Source organism: Rhodococcus sp. no. 34 (genome assembly GCF_054589475.1).
Genome location: NZ_BAAILK010000019.1, coordinates 1 through 16,550, shown reverse-complemented (window position 1 = coordinate 16,550; position 16,550 = coordinate 1). Strand labels below are relative to the sequence as shown.

The following is a 16,550-nucleotide window of genomic DNA, read 5'->3' as shown; positions in this document are numbered from 1 at the left end:
ACCAGCTGGTTGTGGGCCTTTTGCGTGGGCGGAACAAAACCGAGCGACAGTGCGTTGACAACTTCGTACAGCCACCCCGAGGCGTGCGAGACGCGGATTATCCGGTGAGGTACCGCATCTGGCATACTGAACGGCCGAGTCCGGTTCCGGTTCACGATGTCGATTGGCGACGTCGACCCGGCGACCATTGAAAGGGACACCATGAAGGCAGGAATCCACCCAACCTACGTAGCGACCACCGTCGTCTGCGGTTGCGGTAACACGTTCGAGACCCACAGCACCAAGGAGTCCGGACGCATCAACGTCGAGGTGTGCTCGCAGTGCCACCCGTTCTACACGGGCAAGCAGAAGATTCTCGACACCGGTGGACGCGTCGCTCGCTTCGAGGCTCGCTACGGCAAGCGCGCAGACAGCAAGGTCCCGGCCACCGAGTCCTAGCTGTTCCGCCGACGCCCGATCTGCCATACGCAGATCGGGCGTCGGCTTTTTTGTGCCTGCACTCGGTTTGCGCGTTTCCCGGGTCCCGGCGTCGAAATACCTTCAAGCGCGCACCGTAGGAATCGAAACTCAGAGCGGAGCGAACCATGGCAGGCGCAACCCAGCCCTCGGCCATCGACGACATCTTGGCGGAGCACGCCGGTCTCGAAGCACAGATGTCCGATCCGGCGCTGCACAACGACCCTGCCGCTGCCAGGCGCGTCGGTAAGCGGTTCTCCGAGCTCTCGCCGATCATGTCGACGTACAACAAGCTCACCGCTGCGCAGGACGATCTGGAAGCCGCGCGCGAACTAGCCGCCGACGATTCCAGCTTCGCCGCCGAGATCCCCGATCTCGAAGCCGAGGTCGCGCAGCTCGAGCAGACGCTCACCGATCAGTTGGCGCCGCGTGATCCGCATGACGGCGACGACATCGTCCTCGAAGTGAAGTCCGGTGAGGGCGGCGAAGAATCCGCGCTCTTCGCCTCGGACCTGGCCCGCATGTACGTCCGCTACGCGGAACGGCATGGCTGGCGCGTCGAGATCCTCGACGCGACGGTCTCCGATCTCGGCGGATACAAGGAAGCCACGCTGTCGATCAAGAGCAAGTCGGACACCCCGGACGGAGTGTGGGCGCGGCTGAAGTTCGAGGGCGGCGTTCACCGCGTCCAACGAGTGCCTGTCACCGAATCCCAGGGACGCGTTCACACTTCGGCTGCCGGCGTTCTGGTCTACCCGGAGCCCGAAGAGGTCGAGCAGGTCCAGATCGACGAAAGTGACCTGCGTATCGACGTCTACCGTTCGTCCGGCAAGGGCGGTCAGGGCGTCAACACGACCGACTCTGCTGTCCGAATCACGCACCTTCCGACCGGCATCGTCGTCACCTGCCAGAACGAGCGTTCGCAGCTCCAGAACAAGGCGCGCGCCATGCAGGTCCTTGCAGCCCGTTTGCAGGTAGTCGCCGAGGAAGCCGCGGACGCTGAAGCGTCGGCAGGTCGCCAGAGTCAGGTTCGGACGGTGGACCGTTCGGAGCGCATCCGCACCTACAACTTCCCCGAGAACCGCATCACCGATCACCGCATCGGATTCAAGTCGCACAACCTCGACGCGGTGCTCGACGGTGAGCTCGACGCACTTCTCGATGCATTGGGCAAGGCGGACCGAGAGGCGCGTCTCGCGGCCGAGTAGATGCAGACCATGACTGACCTCCATCCCGCCGGGAACTCGGTGAACCGCGTGTCGGTCGAGCGTGGCAGGCTGTACCCGTGAGTCGACTTCCACTTCGTTTGGCGCTGATCGAAGCTGCAAAACAGCTCGACGCCGCAGGTGTGCCCAGCCCACGCACCGACGCCGAGTTGTTGGCATCCCACCTGCTCGGGGTCGAACGCACGCGTCTCGGGCTGATTCCGTTGGTCGATCCCGAGGTCATCGCGGCGTTCGACGAGTTGGTTGCGCAACGGGTGAAGCGGATTCCGTTGCAGCACATCATCGGAGTCGCGTCGATGGGCAACATCGACGTCGCTGTCGGGCCGGGTGTCTTCATTCCGCGGCCGGAAACCGAACTGCTCATGGGTTGGGCACTCTCGTTCCTCGAAGGTTGCGGAAGCAAGCCGCCGGTAGTTCTGGACCTGTGTACGGGATCGGGTGTACTCGCGCTGTCCATCGCCGAGGCCCGTCCGGACGCCGTCGTTCACGCCGTGGAGAAGGAGCCCGCCGCCCTGGCGTGGGCGCGTCGTAATGCTGCCGACCGCGAGGCCGCCGGTGATACACCGATCCATCTGCATCAGGGTGATGTCACCGATCGGAACCTGTTGCCAGGGCTCGAGGGCGGCGTCGATCTGGTCGTGTCCAATCCGCCGTACATCCCCGAAGGCGCGCAATTGCAGCCTGAGGTCATGGATTACGACCCACACACCGCACTGTTCGGCGGTACCGACGGTCTGTCCGTCATCAAACCCATGATCAGCAACATCGCGCGGTGGCTTCGAATCGGCGGCGCGGCAGGCATCGAGCACGACGACACCAACGGGGACGGCGTCGCTGCGCTGTTCTCGGCGCGCCGGGTATTCGGCGAGGTCGCGCAGCATCCAGATCTTGCCGGTCGTCCGCGATTCGTCGTCGCCAGACGCGTCGCCACCGACGTCGAAGCACAGCGGAATCGAACGCCCGAAGCGCAGAGTGAAAGGATGGCTGAGTGAGTACCGTGTACGACTGCAGTCAGACAGATTCCCGAACCGCAGGCTTGGCCGCCGCGAAGAACGCGCTCAAGGCCGGCCGACTCGTAGTTCTCCCTACCGACACCCTTTACGGACTCGCCGCCGACGCGTTCGACAGCGAAGCTGTCACGAGTCTGTTGCGCGCCAAGGGACGCGGGCGAGACATGCCCGTCCCGGTTCTGGTCGGATCGTGGAACACCATCGACGGGCTCGTCTACAGCGTGCGCCCGCAGGCACGGGATCTGATCCGCGCATTCTGGCCCGGCGGACTGAGCCTGGTCGTCGAGCAGGCGCCTTCGCTTGCCTGGGACCTCGGTGATACCCGCGGAACCGTCATGCTCCGCATGCCCCTCCACCCGGTTGCCCTCGAATTGTTGCGCGATGTCGGACCGCTTGCCGTCTCGAGCGCCAACATTTCGGGGCGTCCGCCGGCCACTACCGTCGAGGAAGCCCGAGATCAGCTCGGCGGATCTGCCAGCGTGTATCTCGACGGGGGCAAGGCCGAACACGCCGTTGCTTCCACGATCGTCGACCTGACCGGCAATTCACCGCGTATCTTGCGAGTGGGTGCCGTCTCGGCAGAATCCATCGCCGAGGTATTGGGCACCAGTCCGGAAAGTCTCGTAGAGGGAGTTTCGTAACGATGGTCGGCGCCGGCGGCGAGCGCGCGGGGGAATCCACGTATTGGGGACCGGATTTCGGTGAGCTTGCCACGGCAGACCCCGAGATCGCGGCTGTTGCGCTGGCCGAACTCGAGCGTCAGCGCGACGGACTTCAACTCATCGCGAGCGAGAACTTCACCAGCCCCTCGGTACTGGCTGCCTTGGGTTCGACCCTGAGCAACAAGTACGCCGAGGGCTATCCGGGTCGGCGTTACTACGGCGGGTGCGAGTACGTCGACATAGCCGAGAATCTGGCGATCGATCGGGCAAAGGCGCTGTTCGGCGCCGAGCACGTCAACGTCCAACCGCATTCGGGGGCCACTGCGAATCTCGCGGTGTACGCCGCATTCGCCAAGCCCGGCGACACCGTATTGGCGATGAGTCTGCCGCACGGTGGGCATCTGACTCACGGGTCTCGCGTCAGCTTTTCTGGGCAGTGGTTCACCACCGTTCCCTATCACGTCGATTCGGCCACCGAATTGATCGACTACGACGAGGTTCGCACCCTGGCTCTGGCGCACAAGCCGAAAATCATCGTCGCCGGCGCGACCGCGTACTCCCGCACCATCGACTTCGCAGCCTTCCGCTCGATCGCAGACGAGGTCGGTGCGATCTTGTGGGTCGACGCCGCCCACTTCATCGGACTCGTGGCAGGCCGGGCGATACCTTCGTGCGTTCCGTACGCCGACGTCGTCTCCGCGACGACGCACAAAGTCCTCAGAGGCCCGCGCGGCGGAATGATCCTGTGCCGCGGCGAGCATGCCTCTGCTGTAGATCGCGCGGTGTTCCCCTTCATTCAAGGCGGCCCGATGATGCATGCGATCGCTGCGAAGGCGGTTGCCTTCAAGGAAGCGTCGACGCCGGAATATCGTTGGTATGCACAGGAAGTGGTTGCCAACGCATCGGCACTCGCGCTGTCGTTGGAAGCTCGCGGTCTGCGCACCGTGTCCGGTGGAACCGACACACATCTGGCGCTTCTCGACCTGCGCGCAAGCGGTGTCACCGGCGTCGACGCCGAGCGTAGGTGCGGACTGGCTTCGATCACGCTCAACAAGAACGCGATTCCGTTCGATCCGCAGTCGCCCGCCGTCACGTCCGGAATCCGCGTCGGATCCGCGGCCGTCACGACCCAGGGTTTCAACCGCTCCGACATGAGCGTGGTGGGGGAGTTGATCGCGCGCGCAGTTGTCGCGGACCCCGCCACCACGTCAGGAGAGGCCGAGTTGGCAGCAGTTGCCGACGGCGTTCGCGAACTGGTCCGGGCAAAGCCTGCCTATGCCCGCCAGACGGGTGATCTCGAGCAGTGATCACTTCCTACGAGGCGACCACATATCTGGCACAGGGCGGCGGGGGAGCGGGTGTTCCCATCCGTGAACTTTTGCTCGTGCTGTGTACAGCGGCGGTGGTGACCTACCTGGCCACTGGCGCAGTCCGGTTGTTGGCGCTGAGGTTCGGCGCTGTCGCGATTCCTCGTGATCGGGACGTTCACGTCGAGCCGATTCCGCGCCTCGGTGGCGTCGGAATGTATGTCGGCATGGCTGTCGGTCTGCTGTTCGCGCAGCAATTACCCGCGCTCACAAGAGGTTTCGGCTTCGGTAGTCCGGACGTCCACGCTGCGCTCGTCGCGGGCGCCGTCATCGTCCTCGTGGGCGTGATCGACGACAGGTGGGGTCTCGACGCTCTCACCAAGTTCGTGGGTCAGGTGACTGCTGCCGGAGTTCTTGTGGTGATGGGCGTCAGTTGGTTCATCATCTACAACCCGTTCGGTGGTGACGGTGGGTCCACGATCATCCTCGATCAGATTCAATCGGGACTGTTCACGGTGGCTATCGCCGTGGCGACCATCAACGCGATGAACTTCGTCGACGGTCTCGACGGATTGGCCGCCGGTTTGGGCCTCATCGCGGCCTTGGCGATCCTCATCTTCTCGATCGGTCTGCTCCACGATCAGGGCGGCGACGCGAGCGTCTATCCGCCGGCAATGATTGCTGCGGCGCTGGCAGGCGCTTGTCTCGGTTTTCTTCCGCACAACTTCAATCCAGCGCGCATTTTCATGGGCGATTCCGGGTCGATGTTGATCGGTCTGATGCTGGCTGCGATCTCGACCAGCGCGTCCGGTCGTATTCCGCTCGCTGCCTACGGAACCCGCGACCTCGTCGGCCTTCTCGCGCCGTTGTTGCTGGTCGGAGCTGTGATGTTCATCCCCATGCTGGACATGCTCCTGGCCGTGATCCGCCGGACGAAAGCGGGCGTCAGTCCGTTCAGTCCGGACAAGATGCACCTGCATCATCGCCTCTTGCAGATCGGACACACGCACCGACGAGTTGTGCTGGTCATCTACCTGTGGGTCAGCGTCCTGGCGTTCGGTGCCGTCGGATCCTCGCTGCTCAATCGTCAGCTGGTTGTTGTACTCGTCGCGGCCGGTTTGGTTCTTGCGTTGTTCTTCACTGCGGTGCCTTCGCTGATCGATCGCAAGCAGCAGCGTCGCTAGCCAAGTTTTCCGATCCATTACCCTTGGGCATCGTGACGAACACGCCGCAGCCTGTACCTGCCTCGCAACCCATCCCTGATTCGACCGCCGCCATGAAGTCGGCCGTGAAGTGGGGTGTGATGGGGCTGATCGCGCTGGCCGTGGTCGGCGCGCTCCTGGGCGGGCTCTTCGCCGGTAAGGAAGGCGTCTACGGCGCTCTGATCGGCGCAGCCGTCGGCGGCGGGTTCATCTTGTTCACGGCGTTGGGCGTGCTGCTCACAGCGAAGCTGCCTGCGCTCACGGCCGGTGCCGTTCTGCTCGGTACCTGGCTGCTGAAGATGATTCTCGCGATGGTGGTTCTCTTTGTCCTCTCGGACATGGATTTCTACAACAAGACTGCCCTCGTCCTGGTCATCATCATGTCGCTGGTCGTGGTGCTCGGTGCGGAGACTTACGGCGTCCTGGGAACCAAAACTCCGTACGTCGATCCCACTCCCAGCAGCAACGTCGACGACGACGAGTAGTACTACAAGAGGTAACTAATCGGACTTCCAGGTACCCCATCTACACAATGTCGTAGATGACTTGATAAGGTTCGGTTCAAGCGAGAGCAATGGTGGGCCGAGTAACACTCAGCCGACGATGCCATGTGCTCGCAGGTGGTCGAAATTCTGACCACTGAGTCGACGAGAGTCGCCGACACCGACAGACGCCAGGCCCCTCTAGGGTTCTCCAGCTGCTGACGAATGCGCGAGTCGAACTTGTCGACTTGTAGATCGTCAATGTCCGATCGAACCGCAGTCAATGATGGCTGCGGACCGACTACGGGAGAGAACGCTGAGCGTCACCACCCTGGCCGCGGATGAATTCCATGCGCCGTCACTAGACGATTTTTTCCCGCCCTCCGTGTTGATTCACGCGGGCCCCTTCGAGCTCGACCGTCTGATGCTGATTCGTCTGCTGATGTCGGTGCTGGTCGCAGCCTTCTTCGTGATCGCGATGCGCAGCCCTCGATTGGTTCCCCGTGGGATGCAGAACGCCGCTGAGCTTGCGCTCGACTTCGTTCGTATCAACATCGCCGAGGAGATCCTGGGCAAGGAACAGGGCAAGCGCTTCCTGCCGGTCATCACGACGATCTTCTTCATCGTGGTCGCCAGCAACCTGGCCAGCATCATTCCTTTCCTGAACATCTCGCCGAACGCACGAATCGGTATGCCCCTGGTACTCGCGGCGCTCGCCTACATCGTGTTCAACTACGTCGGAATCAAGAAGTACGGCTTCTTCAAGTACGTCAAGAGCAGCATCGTCGTTCCCGGCGTCCCGCTGCCCCTGCACTTCTTGTTGGTGCCCATCGAGTTCATCTCGACCTTCATCCTGCGCCCGTTCACGCTGATGGTTCGTCTCATGGCCAACATGTTGGCCGGCCACATCCTGCTGGTGCTGTTCTTCAGCGCGACGAACTACTTCTTCTTCGTGTCGGGCGGATTCCAGGCGATCTTCGGTGTTCCGTCGATCATTGCCGGTATCGCATTCACGTTCTTCGAGCTGCTGGTCATCTTCCTGCAGGCTTACGTGTTCGCGCTGCTGACCGCGGTGTACATCGATCTGGCGCTCCACGCCGACGAGCACTGACCTTTTACCTCCTCACCAGCTACACCAAGAACTGAGCCTCTTGCCGAATCCGGCGGAGGTCAACAGAAAGGGAATGGAACACCATGAGCATCGCTTACCTCGCTCAGGAAGTTGTCGAGACCAAGTCGCGCGGCTACGGAGCCATCGGCTACGGCCTCGCAGCAATCGGCCCCGGCATCGGCGTGGGCATCGTTGTGGGCAAGGCAATCGAAGGCATGGTCCGCCAGCCCGAGATGGCCGGCCAGGTTCGTACCACCATGTTCCTCGGTATTGCATTCACCGAGGCCCTCGCGCTGATCGGCCTCGTCGCCGGCTTCATCTTCTAAGACCGACATGGCAGCCACCATCGCAATTCTCGCGGCGGAGGGGACGACTGAACACAATCCCCTCATCCCCGAGACATACGACATCGTGTGGTCCGCGGTCGCGCTCGTAGTAGTTGGTTTCGTCTTCTGGAAGCTCGTTCTTCCGAAGTTCCAGAAGGTCTTGGCCGAACGCACCGAGCAGATCGAGGGCGGCATCAAGAAAGCCGAAGACGCACAGGCGGAGGCAGCAGCAGCGCTCGAGCAGTACCGCGCGCAGCTCGCCGAAGCTCGTACCGAGGCAGCGCAGATCCGTGAGGAAGCGCGTACCCAGGGTCAGCAGATCATCGCTGACATGAAGGTTCAGGCGCAGGACGAGAGCGACCGCATCGTGGCCGCAGGCCACAGCCAGCTCGTCGCCCAGCGTCAGCAGATTGTCGCTGAGCTCCGCTCGGATCTCGGCAAGACCGCTGTAGACCTGGCCGAGAAGGTCATCGGGGAGTCCCTCGCCGACGACGTGAAGCGCGCCGGAACGGTTGATCGTTTCCTCAACGAGCTCGACACCGTCAGCGCTGATTCAGCCAGGAAGTGAGCAACATGTACGCAGCGAGCCGTGAAGCCTTGGCGCAGACTCGTTCTGCGCTGAGCAGTGCCCTGGGCGCCGTCTCTGCAGGAGCCGCAACTGCTGCTTCTGCTCAGGCTGGGTCCGAGCTCTTCTCGGTGGTCGAGGTACTCGACGGCCAGCGCGCTCTTCGCAGCGCGCTGGCTGACGCTTCGGCACCGGCCGCTGGTCGCCAGGCTTTGGCAGAGCAGTTGTTCTCCGGAAAGGTCGGCGCCGAGGCGCTCGCCACCGTGAAGGCAGCTGCAGGCCAGGACTGGTCTGCGGCCCGCGACTTGGTCAACTCGCTCGAACTGCTCGGACGCGAAGCTCTGCTCCGCGCCGCAGCCGATCAGAGCCAGTTGGACACCGTTGAGGACGAGCTCTTCCGTCTCGGTCGCATCGTGGCAGGGGATCCCAGCCTGGAGCAGACGCTCTCGGATCTGTCGGTTCCCGCAGCCCGCAAGCGTGAGTTCCTCTCCCGCTTGCTCTACGGCAAGGTCACTGCGGTCACCGAGGCACTCGCCGGACAGGCCGTCGGCCGGTTGAAGTCTGCACCCGCAGACACTTTCGATCAGCTGTCGAATCTTGCCGCAGCGCAGCGCGATACCACCGTTGCTCACGTTCGCAGCGCCTCGGCGTTGAGCTCGGAGCAGTCGGATCGCTTGGCCAGCACTCTTACCCGCACCTACGGGAAGCCGGTAGCAGTGCACGTCGAGGTCGATCCAGAACTCCTCAGCGGCTTGGTCGTCCGGGTGGGCGACGAGGTTATCGACGGCAGCGCAGCGGGTCGACTCGCAGCACTGCGGAAGAACCTCAAGTAGTCCTTCAGCCGAACACATACTCCAGATCTTTTCGAAGACCAGACACCGAGAGCAGGAAAAACATGGCGGAGCTGACGATCTCCTCCGACGAGATCCGTAGCGCGATCGACAACTACACCGCGAGCTACTCCCCGGAGGCCTCCCGTGAGGAGGTCGGCACAGTGACCGACACCAGTGACGGCATTGCGCACGTCTCTGGCCTGCCTTCGGCTATGTCCAACGAGCTGTTGGAGTTCCCCGGTGGAATCGTCGGCGTCGCGCTCAACCTGGATGCCACCGAAATCGGTGCCGTCATCCTTGGCGATTACCAGAACATTCAAGAAGGCCAGGAAGTAAAGCGCACGGGCGACGTTCTGTCGGTTCCCGTCGGCGATGCTTTCCTCGGCCGCGTCATCGACCCGCTGGGTGCGCCCATCGACGGCCTCGGCGAGATCGAGAGCACCGAGAATCGTGCACTCGAGCTCCAGGCCGCTTCGGTGCTCGAGCGCCAGCCGGTCGAAGAGCCGCTCCAGACCGGTATCAAGGCTATCGACGCCATGACCCCGATCGGCCGCGGCCAGCGCCAGCTCATCATCGGCGACCGCAAGACCGGCAAGACCGCGGTCTGCATCGACGCCATCCTGAACCAGAAGGCCAACTGGGATTCCGGCGATGTCAACAAGCAGGTGCGCTGCATCTACGTTGCCATCGGTCAGAAGGGTTCCACCATCGCGGGCGTCAAGGCTGCCCTCGAGGAGAAGGGCGCGATGGAGTACACCACCATCGTTGCTGCTCCGGCATCTGATTCCGCAGGCTTCAAGTGGCTCGCACCGTACACCGGCTCGGCCATCGGCCAGCACTGGATGTACCAGGGCAAGCACGTTCTGGTCGTGTTCGACGACCTGACCAAGCAGGCAGAGGCGTACCGCGCCATCTCGCTGCTGCTGCGTCGCCCGCCGGGACGCGAGGCTTACCCCGGTGACGTCTTCTACTTGCACTCCCGTCTGCTGGAGCGTTCGGCGAAGCTGTCCGACGCACTCGGCGGTGGCTCGCTGACGGCTCTGCCGATCATCGAGACCAAGGCGAACGACGTCTCGGCTTACATCCCGACCAACGTCATCTCCATCACCGACGGTCAGGTGTTCCTCGAGTCCGACCTGTTCAACAAGGGCGTTCGCCCCGCGATCAACGTCGGTATCTCGGTCTCCCGCGTCGGTGGCGCTGCACAGACCAAGGGCATGAAGAAGGTTTCCGGTTCGCTGCGTCTGGAACTGGCTCAGTTCCGTGAGCTCGAAGCGTTCTCCGCCTTCGCTTCCGACCTCGACGCTGCCTCCAAGGCTCAGCTCGAGCGCGGCGCCCGTCTGGTCGAGCTGCTCAAGCAGGATCAGTACAGCCCGATCCCCGTCGAGGACCAGATCGTCTCGATCTACCTGGCCGGCGAAGGCATCTTCGACAGCGTTCCGATCGGCGACGTCCGTCGCTTCGAGAAGGAACTGCTCGAAGACCTCAAGCACTCGGCTGCTGGCGTCTACTCCAGCATCAACGGCGGTAAGGCACTTGATGCCGACAACGCTGCTGAGCTGATCGCCGCGACGAACAAGTTCAAGGAAGGCTTCATCGCATCCGACGGAAGCCGGGTCGTGAACGAAGCCGAGGCTGACGCTTTGGGCGCCGACGAGGTCGCGAACGAGCAGATCAACGTCAAGCGCAAGACCGTCAGCAAGTGACGTACGCGCCCATGACACTGCGAATTCCGAAGGGAGAGTGATTGATCGATGGCGAGCATTCTCGAATTGCGGTCTCGTATCAAGTCGGTCAACTCGACCAAGAAGATCACCAAGGCACAGGAACTGATCGCGACTTCGCGTATCACCAAGGCTCAGATTCGCGTCGCCGCGTCCAAGCCGTATGCCGAGGAGATCACGAAGGTACTCACCGAATTGGCGAGTGCGTCTGCTTCGCTCGATCACCCGTTGCTCAACGAGCGTCCGGAGCCCAAGCGGGCAGCGGTCCTGGTTGTCACCAGTGACCGCGGCATGTGTGGTGGCTACAACTCCAACGTCCTCAAGCAGGCAGAAGAGCTCATGGCTCTCCTCCGCAGCGAGGGCAAGGAGCCGGTCGTGTACGTGCTCGGTTCCAAGGGGCTCGGCTACTACACGTTCCGCGGCCGCGACATCGGTGCTGCGTGGACGGGCTTCTCGCAGGATCCGGGTTACTCGGATGCAGCGAAGGCCAGCCGCCACCTGGTGGAGCTGTTCATGGCTGGTTCGGGTAACCAGGTTGCCGCTCCGAACGGTGAAGGCACGATCGAGGGCGTCGACGAACTCCATATCGTCTACACCCGCTTCGTGTCGATGCTGACGCAGACTCCCGAGGTTCGCCGTATGGCCCCTCTCGAGGTCTTCGTGTCGGAAGAGCGCATCGAACTCGGTGACGACATGCTGACCAACGGCCACGACGACGACCATGACAATGGCCCCGTCGCGGACTTCAGCTTCGAGCCCGAGCCCGAGAAGCTTCTCGGTGCTCTTCTCCCGAAGTACGTCAGCACTCGTATCTTCTCGTCGCTTCTCGATGCTGCGGCATCGGAGTCGGCAGCCCGTCGTACTGCCATGAAGGCCGCGACGGACAACGCAAACGAACTGGTGAACACGTTGAGCCGTCAGGCCAACCAGGCTCGCCAGGCCCAGATCACCCAGGAAATCAGCGAGATCGTCGGCGGCGCCAACGCGCTCGCCTCGAGCGCAGGAAGTGACTAGCACATGACCGCAGCAGTAACCGAAAACAACGGGGCAGGTTCGGCTTCGGCCGTAGCCGGCCGCGTCGTGCGGGTCATCGGTCCCGTCGTGGACGTTGAATTCCCGCGTGGCGCTGTTCCTGAACTGTTCAACGCCCTGAACGCCGAGATCACGCTTCCCTCGGTCGCCAAGACGCTGACGCTCGAGGTTGCACAGCACCTCGGTGACAACCTGGTCCGCACCGTCTCCATGCAGCCCACCGACGGCCTCGTCCGCGGCACTGCAGTGACCGACTCGGGCAAGCCGATCTCGGTTCCCGTCGGTGACGTCGTCAAGGGCCACGTGTTCAACGCACTGGGCGATTGCCTCGACACCCCGGGCCTCGGCCGCGACGGCGAGCAGTGGGGAATCCACCGCAAGCCACCAGCCTTCGATCAGCTCGAAGGTAAGACCGAGATCCTCGAGACCGGCATCAAGGTCATCGACCTCCTCACCCCGTACGTCAAGGGTGGAAAGATCGGCCTGTTCGGTGGCGCCGGCGTCGGCAAGACCGTTCTGATCCAGGAAATGATCACGCGTATCGCTCGCGAGTTCTCGGGCACCTCGGTGTTCGCAGGCGTCGGTGAGCGTACCCGTGAGGGCACCGACCTCCACCTGGAAATGGAAGAGATGGGCGTCCTCCAGGACACCGCCCTTGTCTTCGGCCAGATGGACGAGCCGCCCGGAACGCGTATGCGCGTCGCCCTGTCCGCACTGACGATGGCGGAGTACTTCCGCGACGTCCAGGGCCAGGACGTTCTGCTGTTCATCGACAACATCTTCCGCTTCACGCAGGCAGGCTCCGAGGTTTCCACCCTCCTCGGCCGTATGCCTTCGGCAGTGGGCTACCAGCCCACGCTGGCGGACGAGATGGGTGAGCTCCAGGAGCGCATCACCTCGACCCGTGGTCGCTCGATCACCTCGCTGCAGGCTATTTACGTGCCCGCCGACGACTACACCGACCCCGCGCCGGCTACGACCTTCGCGCACCTCGATGCCACCACCGAGCTTTCGCGCCCGATTTCGCAGATGGGTATCTACCCCGCTGTGGATCCGCTGAGCTCGACCTCCCGCATCCTGGAGCCCGGCATCGTCGGTGCCGAGCACTTCCGCGTTGCCAACGAGGTCAAGCGCATTCTGCAGAAGTACAAGGAACTGCAGGACATCATCGCCATCCTCGGTATGGACGAGCTTCAGGAAGAGGACAAGGTCCTCGTCGGCCGCGCCCGTCGTATCCAGAAGTTCCTCGGCCAGAACTTCATCGTTGCCGAGAAGTTCACCGGTGAGCCCGGCTCCGTCGTGCCGCTCCGCGACACGATCGAAGCCTTCGACCGCGTCTGCAAGGGCGAGTTCGATCACCTGCCCGAGCAGGCATTCAACAGCTGCGGTGGACTCGACGACGTCGAGGCTGCAGCCAAGAAGATGGCCGGGAAGTAGTCCACGATGGCTGAGATGACCGTAGAACTCGTTGCCGTCGAGCAGCGCTTGTGGTCTGGTTCGGCGACGCTGGTCAGCGCTCAGACCACCGAGGGTGAAATCGGAATCATGCCTGGGCATGAGCCGGTCCTCGGCCAGCTGATCGAGGGCGGAACCGTGTCGATCACCTCGGTCGACGGCGAGCGTATCGTTGCTGCGGTACACGGAGGATTTCTCTCCGTCACTGCGACGACGGTGACGATCCTTGCCGAGTCCGCGGACATGGCACAGGACATCGACGTCGAGGCAGCCAAGGCTGTCTTGGCCGAGAACTCGGGCGACCTCGAAGCGATTGCGGTCGCCAAGGGTCAGCTCCGGGCCGTCGAGCGCGCGTAAGTTACTCGAGTAAAGCCGCGACGGGAGCCGACGAACAGTGACATTCGGAATGACTGTGTTGATCATTCTGGTTGTGCTGCTCGCGGTTCTCGTCGCGGCTTTTCTGTATCGTCTGCTGGTTCTGCGTCGCGGCGGTACCGCTGCACTGCTTCGTGTTCTGCCATCCCCGGGGGACAGCGGGTGGCGTCACGGAATCATTCGCTACGGCGAAAGCACCTTTGTCTTTTTCAAACTGTCGAGTCTGCGGCCGGGCCCGGACTCCAGGATTGATCGTCAAGGTATCGAGGTCGAGAGCCGTCGCTCTCCCTCGGGTACCGAATTCGACATCATGAGCGACGACATCGTCGTGGTCAAGGTCAACGACGGCTCGTCGGCCTACGAAATCGCTTTGGACAGTGGAGCATTGACAGCGTTCCTGTCCTGGGTGGAATCGCGGCCGGACGGGCGCGCCCGTAGGCGACGCACCGCCTGACCGGTTCCGCTCAAGCTCCGGCGCCGGGCTTCCAGAGCACATCGCCTTCAGGATTTGCCACTCTTCCCATGATGAAGAGCAGATCCGACAATCTGTTGAGGTATTTCGCGGGGAGCACGCTCGTGTCCTCCGGGTTCGCATCGATGGCGGACCAAGCCGCACGCTCCGCACGCCGCGAGACGGTTCTTGCTACGTGAAGCAGGGCTCCCAAGGCGGTTCCGCCCGGCAGAATGAACGAATTCAACGGTGCCAGTTGCTCATTGAGCTCATCGCACCACCCTTCGAGTCGATCGATGTAGGACTGAGTCACTCGTAGCGGCGGGTACTTCGGGTTCTCGACCACGGGGGTGGACAAGTCGGCCCCTGCGTCGAAAAGGTCGTTCTGGATCTGGCGCAGCATTGCGAGGAGATTCTCCGGGGGAGTGCCGAGGGCAACGGCCACACCGATCGCTGCATTGGTCTCGTCGCAATCCGCGTATGCGATCAGACGCGGATCGTTCTTGGACACGCGGGAAAAATCGCTGAGGCCCGTGGTCCCGTCGTCGCCGGTCCGGGTGTAGATCTTCGTCAGGTGAACAGACATAGGGCTACGGTACCGGCGCGGTGCCGACGAGGTTGTGGCTCTAGGCTGTGAACCGTGAGTGAGCACTTTCTTGTGACCGGGGGTAACCGCCTCGAAGGTGAAGTACTGGTGGGAGGGGCCAAGAACAGTGTGCTGAAGCTGATGGCCGCGGCGCTGTTGGCCGAAGGCACCACTGTCGTGACCAACTGCCCGGACATTCTCGACGTACCGCTGATGGCGGACGTTCTGCGAGGTCTGGGCTGCGAAGTCGAACTCGAAGATTCCGAAGTGCGGATCACGACGCCGGCCGAGCCGAAGTATCACGCTGACTTCGATGCGGTGAAACAGTTCCGAGCGTCAGTGTGTGTTCTCGGTCCGCTGGTCGCGCGTTGTCGACGCGCTGTTGTTGCCTTGCCTGGCGGTGACGCCATCGGTTCGAGGCCCCTCGACATGCACCAATCCGGGCTCCGCCTGTTGGGTGCGCGCAGCGAGATCGAACACGGATGTGTAGTTGCCGAGGCAGACGACCTGCATGGAGCGAACATCCGCCTGGTCTTCCCGTCTGTGGGTGCAACCGAGAACATCTTGATGGCAGCGGTCCTCGCCCGTGGTGAGACAGTGATCGACAACGCTGCACGTGAGCCCGAGATCGTGGATCTGTGCAACATGCTCAACGAGATGGGCGCCAAGGTATCTGGCGGCGGAAGTTCGACGCTCACCATTCAAGGCGTCCGCAAGTTGGAACCGACTACGCACCGCGTCATCGGTGACCGGATCGTTGCCGCAACATGGGGTGTCGCTGCCTCCATGACCAGAGGTGACGTCCGCGTTCGCGGGGTGAACCACAAGCATCTCGGACTGGTCCTCGACAAGCTTCGGACGGCCGGCGCGGAGGTGACTCCCGAGGTTGACGGTTTCCGCGTCATTCAGCGTGAACGGCCTAAAGCGGTCAATTTCGCAACATTGCCGTACCCCGGATTCCCGACCGACCTGCAGCCGATGGCAATCGGTTTGGCTGCGGTTGCCGAAGGCACGTCGATGATCACCGAGAACGTGTTCGAATCGCGCTTCCGATTTGTCGAGGAAATGATCCGACTCGGCGCCGACGCCCGAACTGACGGTCACCATGCGGTGATCCGCGGAGTTCCAGTGTTGTCGAGTGCGCCGGTGTGGTCTTCGGACATTCGGGCTGGCGCCGGGCTCGTGCTTGCGGGGTTGGTTGCGGACGGAACCACCGAAGTTCACGACATCTTCCACATCGACCGTGGGTACCCGCGATTCGTCGAGAATCTCCGTGGACTCGGGGGAGTGATCGAGCGGGTGGGCTCCGAATAGCTTCGGTGCTCGGCGTCACACTCGGGTCTATTCGCAGTTGGTGGAAAGGCTCAACGATCTGACCTGGCCTTAGTCGGTGAGTTCGGTGTAGTGACCAGGCGATTTGTGAATTGATTGAAGGTTCGCGTAACTTATTCCAAGTCAGAGCGACACGGACACCGACTCCCACCTGCGAGGGTGAGTGACACGAGGTTGTACGAAGTGCCTGACCAAATTTCGAAGTAGTTTCCATCGTGTATGGTTGTGCTTCACCTCCAGTTCTTCCCCGAATGCTTAGCGGTTTGCGCCGATGATCATGATGGGATAGGCTGGAAAAGTTGCCCCGGAGCGGCGGCCATCGGGTCGTGGTGATGGTGTGTGCGTGTTCTTTGAGAACTCAACAGTGTGTCGATGAATGTCAGTGCCAAATATTTTTTGGTACTTCGCATCCGCG

The 16,550-nt window shown here is 62.5% G+C and carries 18 protein-coding genes; 17 read left to right on the top strand and 1 reads right to left on the bottom strand.

Translation table 11 applies throughout. From position 1 onward, the window contains the following. Nucleotides 1-201 precede the first annotated feature (201 nt). From rpmE to ACYP01_RS04705, 16 genes are all read left to right on the top strand, one after another. Nucleotides 202-438 carry a 50S ribosomal protein L31 gene (gene rpmE, locus ACYP01_RS04780; RefSeq protein ID WP_003941310.1) on the top strand — a complete coding sequence of 79 codons (237 nt, stop codon included), beginning with the start codon at nucleotides 202-204 and terminating at the stop codon, nucleotides 436-438. Nucleotides 439-584: 146 nt separating this feature from the next. Beyond that, complete coding sequence (gene prfA, locus ACYP01_RS04775; RefSeq protein ID WP_003941341.1) at nucleotides 585-1,664, top strand: peptide chain release factor 1; 1,080 nt, start codon at nucleotides 585-587, stop codon at nucleotides 1,662-1,664. A gap of 77 nt (nucleotides 1,665-1,741) precedes the next feature. After that, nucleotides 1,742-2,674, top strand: coding sequence for a peptide chain release factor N(5)-glutamine methyltransferase (prmC, locus tag ACYP01_RS04770; protein ID WP_030537333.1), 933 nt, complete (start codon nucleotides 1,742-1,744; stop codon nucleotides 2,672-2,674). Then, on the top strand, nucleotides 2,671-3,333 hold the full coding sequence (locus ACYP01_RS04765) for an L-threonylcarbamoyladenylate synthase (RefSeq protein WP_003941345.1): 663 nt from the start codon (nucleotides 2,671-2,673) through the stop codon (nucleotides 3,331-3,333). The genes prmC and ACYP01_RS04765 overlap by 4 nt, the downstream gene beginning before the upstream one ends. A 2-nt stretch (nucleotides 3,334-3,335) precedes the next feature. Beyond that, nucleotides 3,336-4,661, top strand: a complete 1,326-nt coding sequence (locus ACYP01_RS04760; protein WP_459678804.1) for a serine hydroxymethyltransferase — start codon at nucleotides 3,336-3,338, stop codon at nucleotides 4,659-4,661. After that, complete coding sequence (locus ACYP01_RS04755; protein WP_459678803.1) at nucleotides 4,658-5,845, top strand: glycosyltransferase family 4 protein; 1,188 nt, start codon at nucleotides 4,658-4,660, stop codon at nucleotides 5,843-5,845. Before ACYP01_RS04760 ends, ACYP01_RS04755 begins: the two co-directional genes overlap by 4 nt. Nucleotides 5,846-5,877: 32 nt before the next feature. Beyond that, nucleotides 5,878-6,348, top strand: a complete 471-nt coding sequence (locus tag ACYP01_RS04750) for a glycine zipper family protein (protein WP_019749175.1) — start codon at nucleotides 5,878-5,880, stop codon at nucleotides 6,346-6,348. Nucleotides 6,349-6,628: 280 nt separating this feature from the next. Continuing rightward, the gene (gene atpB, locus ACYP01_RS04745; protein ID WP_020970049.1) at nucleotides 6,629-7,456 is read left to right on the top strand and encodes a F0F1 ATP synthase subunit A; all 828 of its coding nucleotides are present in this window, start codon (nucleotides 6,629-6,631) and stop codon (nucleotides 7,454-7,456) included. Between the two features lie 83 nt (nucleotides 7,457-7,539). Then, nucleotides 7,540-7,782, top strand: a complete 243-nt coding sequence (locus ACYP01_RS04740; protein WP_003941327.1) for an ATP synthase F0 subunit C — start codon at nucleotides 7,540-7,542, stop codon at nucleotides 7,780-7,782. Nucleotides 7,783-7,789: 7 nt separating this feature from the next. Then, entirely contained in the window at nucleotides 7,790-8,350 is a 561-nt protein-coding gene (locus tag ACYP01_RS04735) for a F0F1 ATP synthase subunit B (protein ID WP_003941337.1), read from the top strand. Between the two features lie 5 nt (nucleotides 8,351-8,355). Beyond that, the gene (locus ACYP01_RS04730; RefSeq protein ID WP_003941304.1) at nucleotides 8,356-9,180 is read left to right on the top strand and encodes a F0F1 ATP synthase subunit delta; all 825 of its coding nucleotides are present in this window, start codon (nucleotides 8,356-8,358) and stop codon (nucleotides 9,178-9,180) included. A 62-nt stretch (nucleotides 9,181-9,242) separates the two neighbouring features. Further along, a complete protein-coding gene (gene atpA / locus ACYP01_RS04725) occupies nucleotides 9,243-10,886 on the top strand; it encodes a F0F1 ATP synthase subunit alpha (protein ID WP_007726218.1) in 1,644 nt (547 codons plus the stop codon). A gap of 48 nt (nucleotides 10,887-10,934) precedes the next feature. Next, complete coding sequence (locus tag ACYP01_RS04720) at nucleotides 10,935-11,918, top strand: F0F1 ATP synthase subunit gamma (protein WP_003941320.1); 984 nt, start codon at nucleotides 10,935-10,937, stop codon at nucleotides 11,916-11,918. 3 nt (nucleotides 11,919-11,921) lie between these two features. Beyond that, nucleotides 11,922-13,373, top strand: coding sequence for a F0F1 ATP synthase subunit beta (gene atpD, locus ACYP01_RS04715; RefSeq protein ID WP_003941349.1), 1,452 nt, complete (start codon nucleotides 11,922-11,924; stop codon nucleotides 13,371-13,373). A gap of 6 nt (nucleotides 13,374-13,379) precedes the next feature. Continuing rightward, the gene (locus tag ACYP01_RS04710) at nucleotides 13,380-13,748 is read left to right on the top strand and encodes a F0F1 ATP synthase subunit epsilon (RefSeq protein ID WP_003941287.1); all 369 of its coding nucleotides are present in this window, start codon (nucleotides 13,380-13,382) and stop codon (nucleotides 13,746-13,748) included. A 49-nt stretch (nucleotides 13,749-13,797) separates the two neighbouring features. Next, nucleotides 13,798-14,220, top strand: coding sequence for a DUF2550 domain-containing protein (locus ACYP01_RS04705; protein WP_029255703.1), 423 nt, complete (start codon nucleotides 13,798-13,800; stop codon nucleotides 14,218-14,220). 10 nt (nucleotides 14,221-14,230) lie between these two features. Here ACYP01_RS04705 and ACYP01_RS04700 read toward each other — a convergent pair whose 3' ends face one another. Continuing rightward, a complete protein-coding gene (locus tag ACYP01_RS04700) occupies nucleotides 14,231-14,803 on the bottom strand; it encodes a cob(I)yrinic acid a,c-diamide adenosyltransferase (RefSeq protein ID WP_003941362.1) in 573 nt (190 codons plus the stop codon). Nucleotides 14,804-14,857: 54 nt separating this feature from the next. Between ACYP01_RS04700 and murA the strand changes: the two genes are divergently transcribed. Then, the gene (gene murA / locus ACYP01_RS04695; protein WP_003941314.1) at nucleotides 14,858-16,117 is read left to right on the top strand and encodes a UDP-N-acetylglucosamine 1-carboxyvinyltransferase; all 1,260 of its coding nucleotides are present in this window, start codon (nucleotides 14,858-14,860) and stop codon (nucleotides 16,115-16,117) included. Nucleotides 16,118-16,550: the final 433 nt, after the last annotated feature.

Excerpts from the sequence above, each read along its gene's own strand:
- ACYP01_RS04760 (WP_459678804.1), top strand. The coding sequence starts at position 3,336 with ATGGTCGGCGCCGGCGGCGAGCGCGCGGGGGAATCCACGTATTGGGGA.
- atpB (WP_020970049.1), top strand. The coding sequence starts at position 6,629 with ATGATGGCTGCGGACCGACTACGGGAGAGAACGCTGAGCGTCACCACC.
- ACYP01_RS04720 (WP_003941320.1), top strand. The coding sequence starts at position 10,935 with ATGGCGAGCATTCTCGAATTGCGGTCTCGTATCAAGTCGGTCAACTCG.
- atpD (WP_003941349.1), top strand. The coding sequence starts at position 11,922 with ATGACCGCAGCAGTAACCGAAAACAACGGGGCAGGTTCGGCTTCGGCC.
- atpA (WP_007726218.1), top strand. The coding sequence starts at position 9,243 with ATGGCGGAGCTGACGATCTCCTCCGACGAGATCCGTAGCGCGATCGAC.
- ACYP01_RS04735 (WP_003941337.1), top strand. The coding sequence starts at position 7,790 with ATGGCAGCCACCATCGCAATTCTCGCGGCGGAGGGGACGACTGAACAC.
- ACYP01_RS04700 (WP_003941362.1), bottom strand. The coding sequence starts at position 14,803 with ATGTCTGTTCACCTGACGAAGATCTACACCCGGACCGGCGACGACGGG.
- ACYP01_RS04705 (WP_029255703.1), top strand. The coding sequence starts at position 13,798 with ATGACTGTGTTGATCATTCTGGTTGTGCTGCTCGCGGTTCTCGTCGCG.
- rpmE (WP_003941310.1), top strand. The coding sequence starts at position 202 with ATGAAGGCAGGAATCCACCCAACCTACGTAGCGACCACCGTCGTCTGC.
- ACYP01_RS04710 (WP_003941287.1), top strand. The coding sequence starts at position 13,380 with ATGGCTGAGATGACCGTAGAACTCGTTGCCGTCGAGCAGCGCTTGTGG.
- ACYP01_RS04740 (WP_003941327.1), top strand. The coding sequence starts at position 7,540 with ATGAGCATCGCTTACCTCGCTCAGGAAGTTGTCGAGACCAAGTCGCGC.
- prfA (WP_003941341.1), top strand. The coding sequence starts at position 585 with ATGGCAGGCGCAACCCAGCCCTCGGCCATCGACGACATCTTGGCGGAG.
- ACYP01_RS04730 (WP_003941304.1), top strand. The coding sequence starts at position 8,356 with ATGTACGCAGCGAGCCGTGAAGCCTTGGCGCAGACTCGTTCTGCGCTG.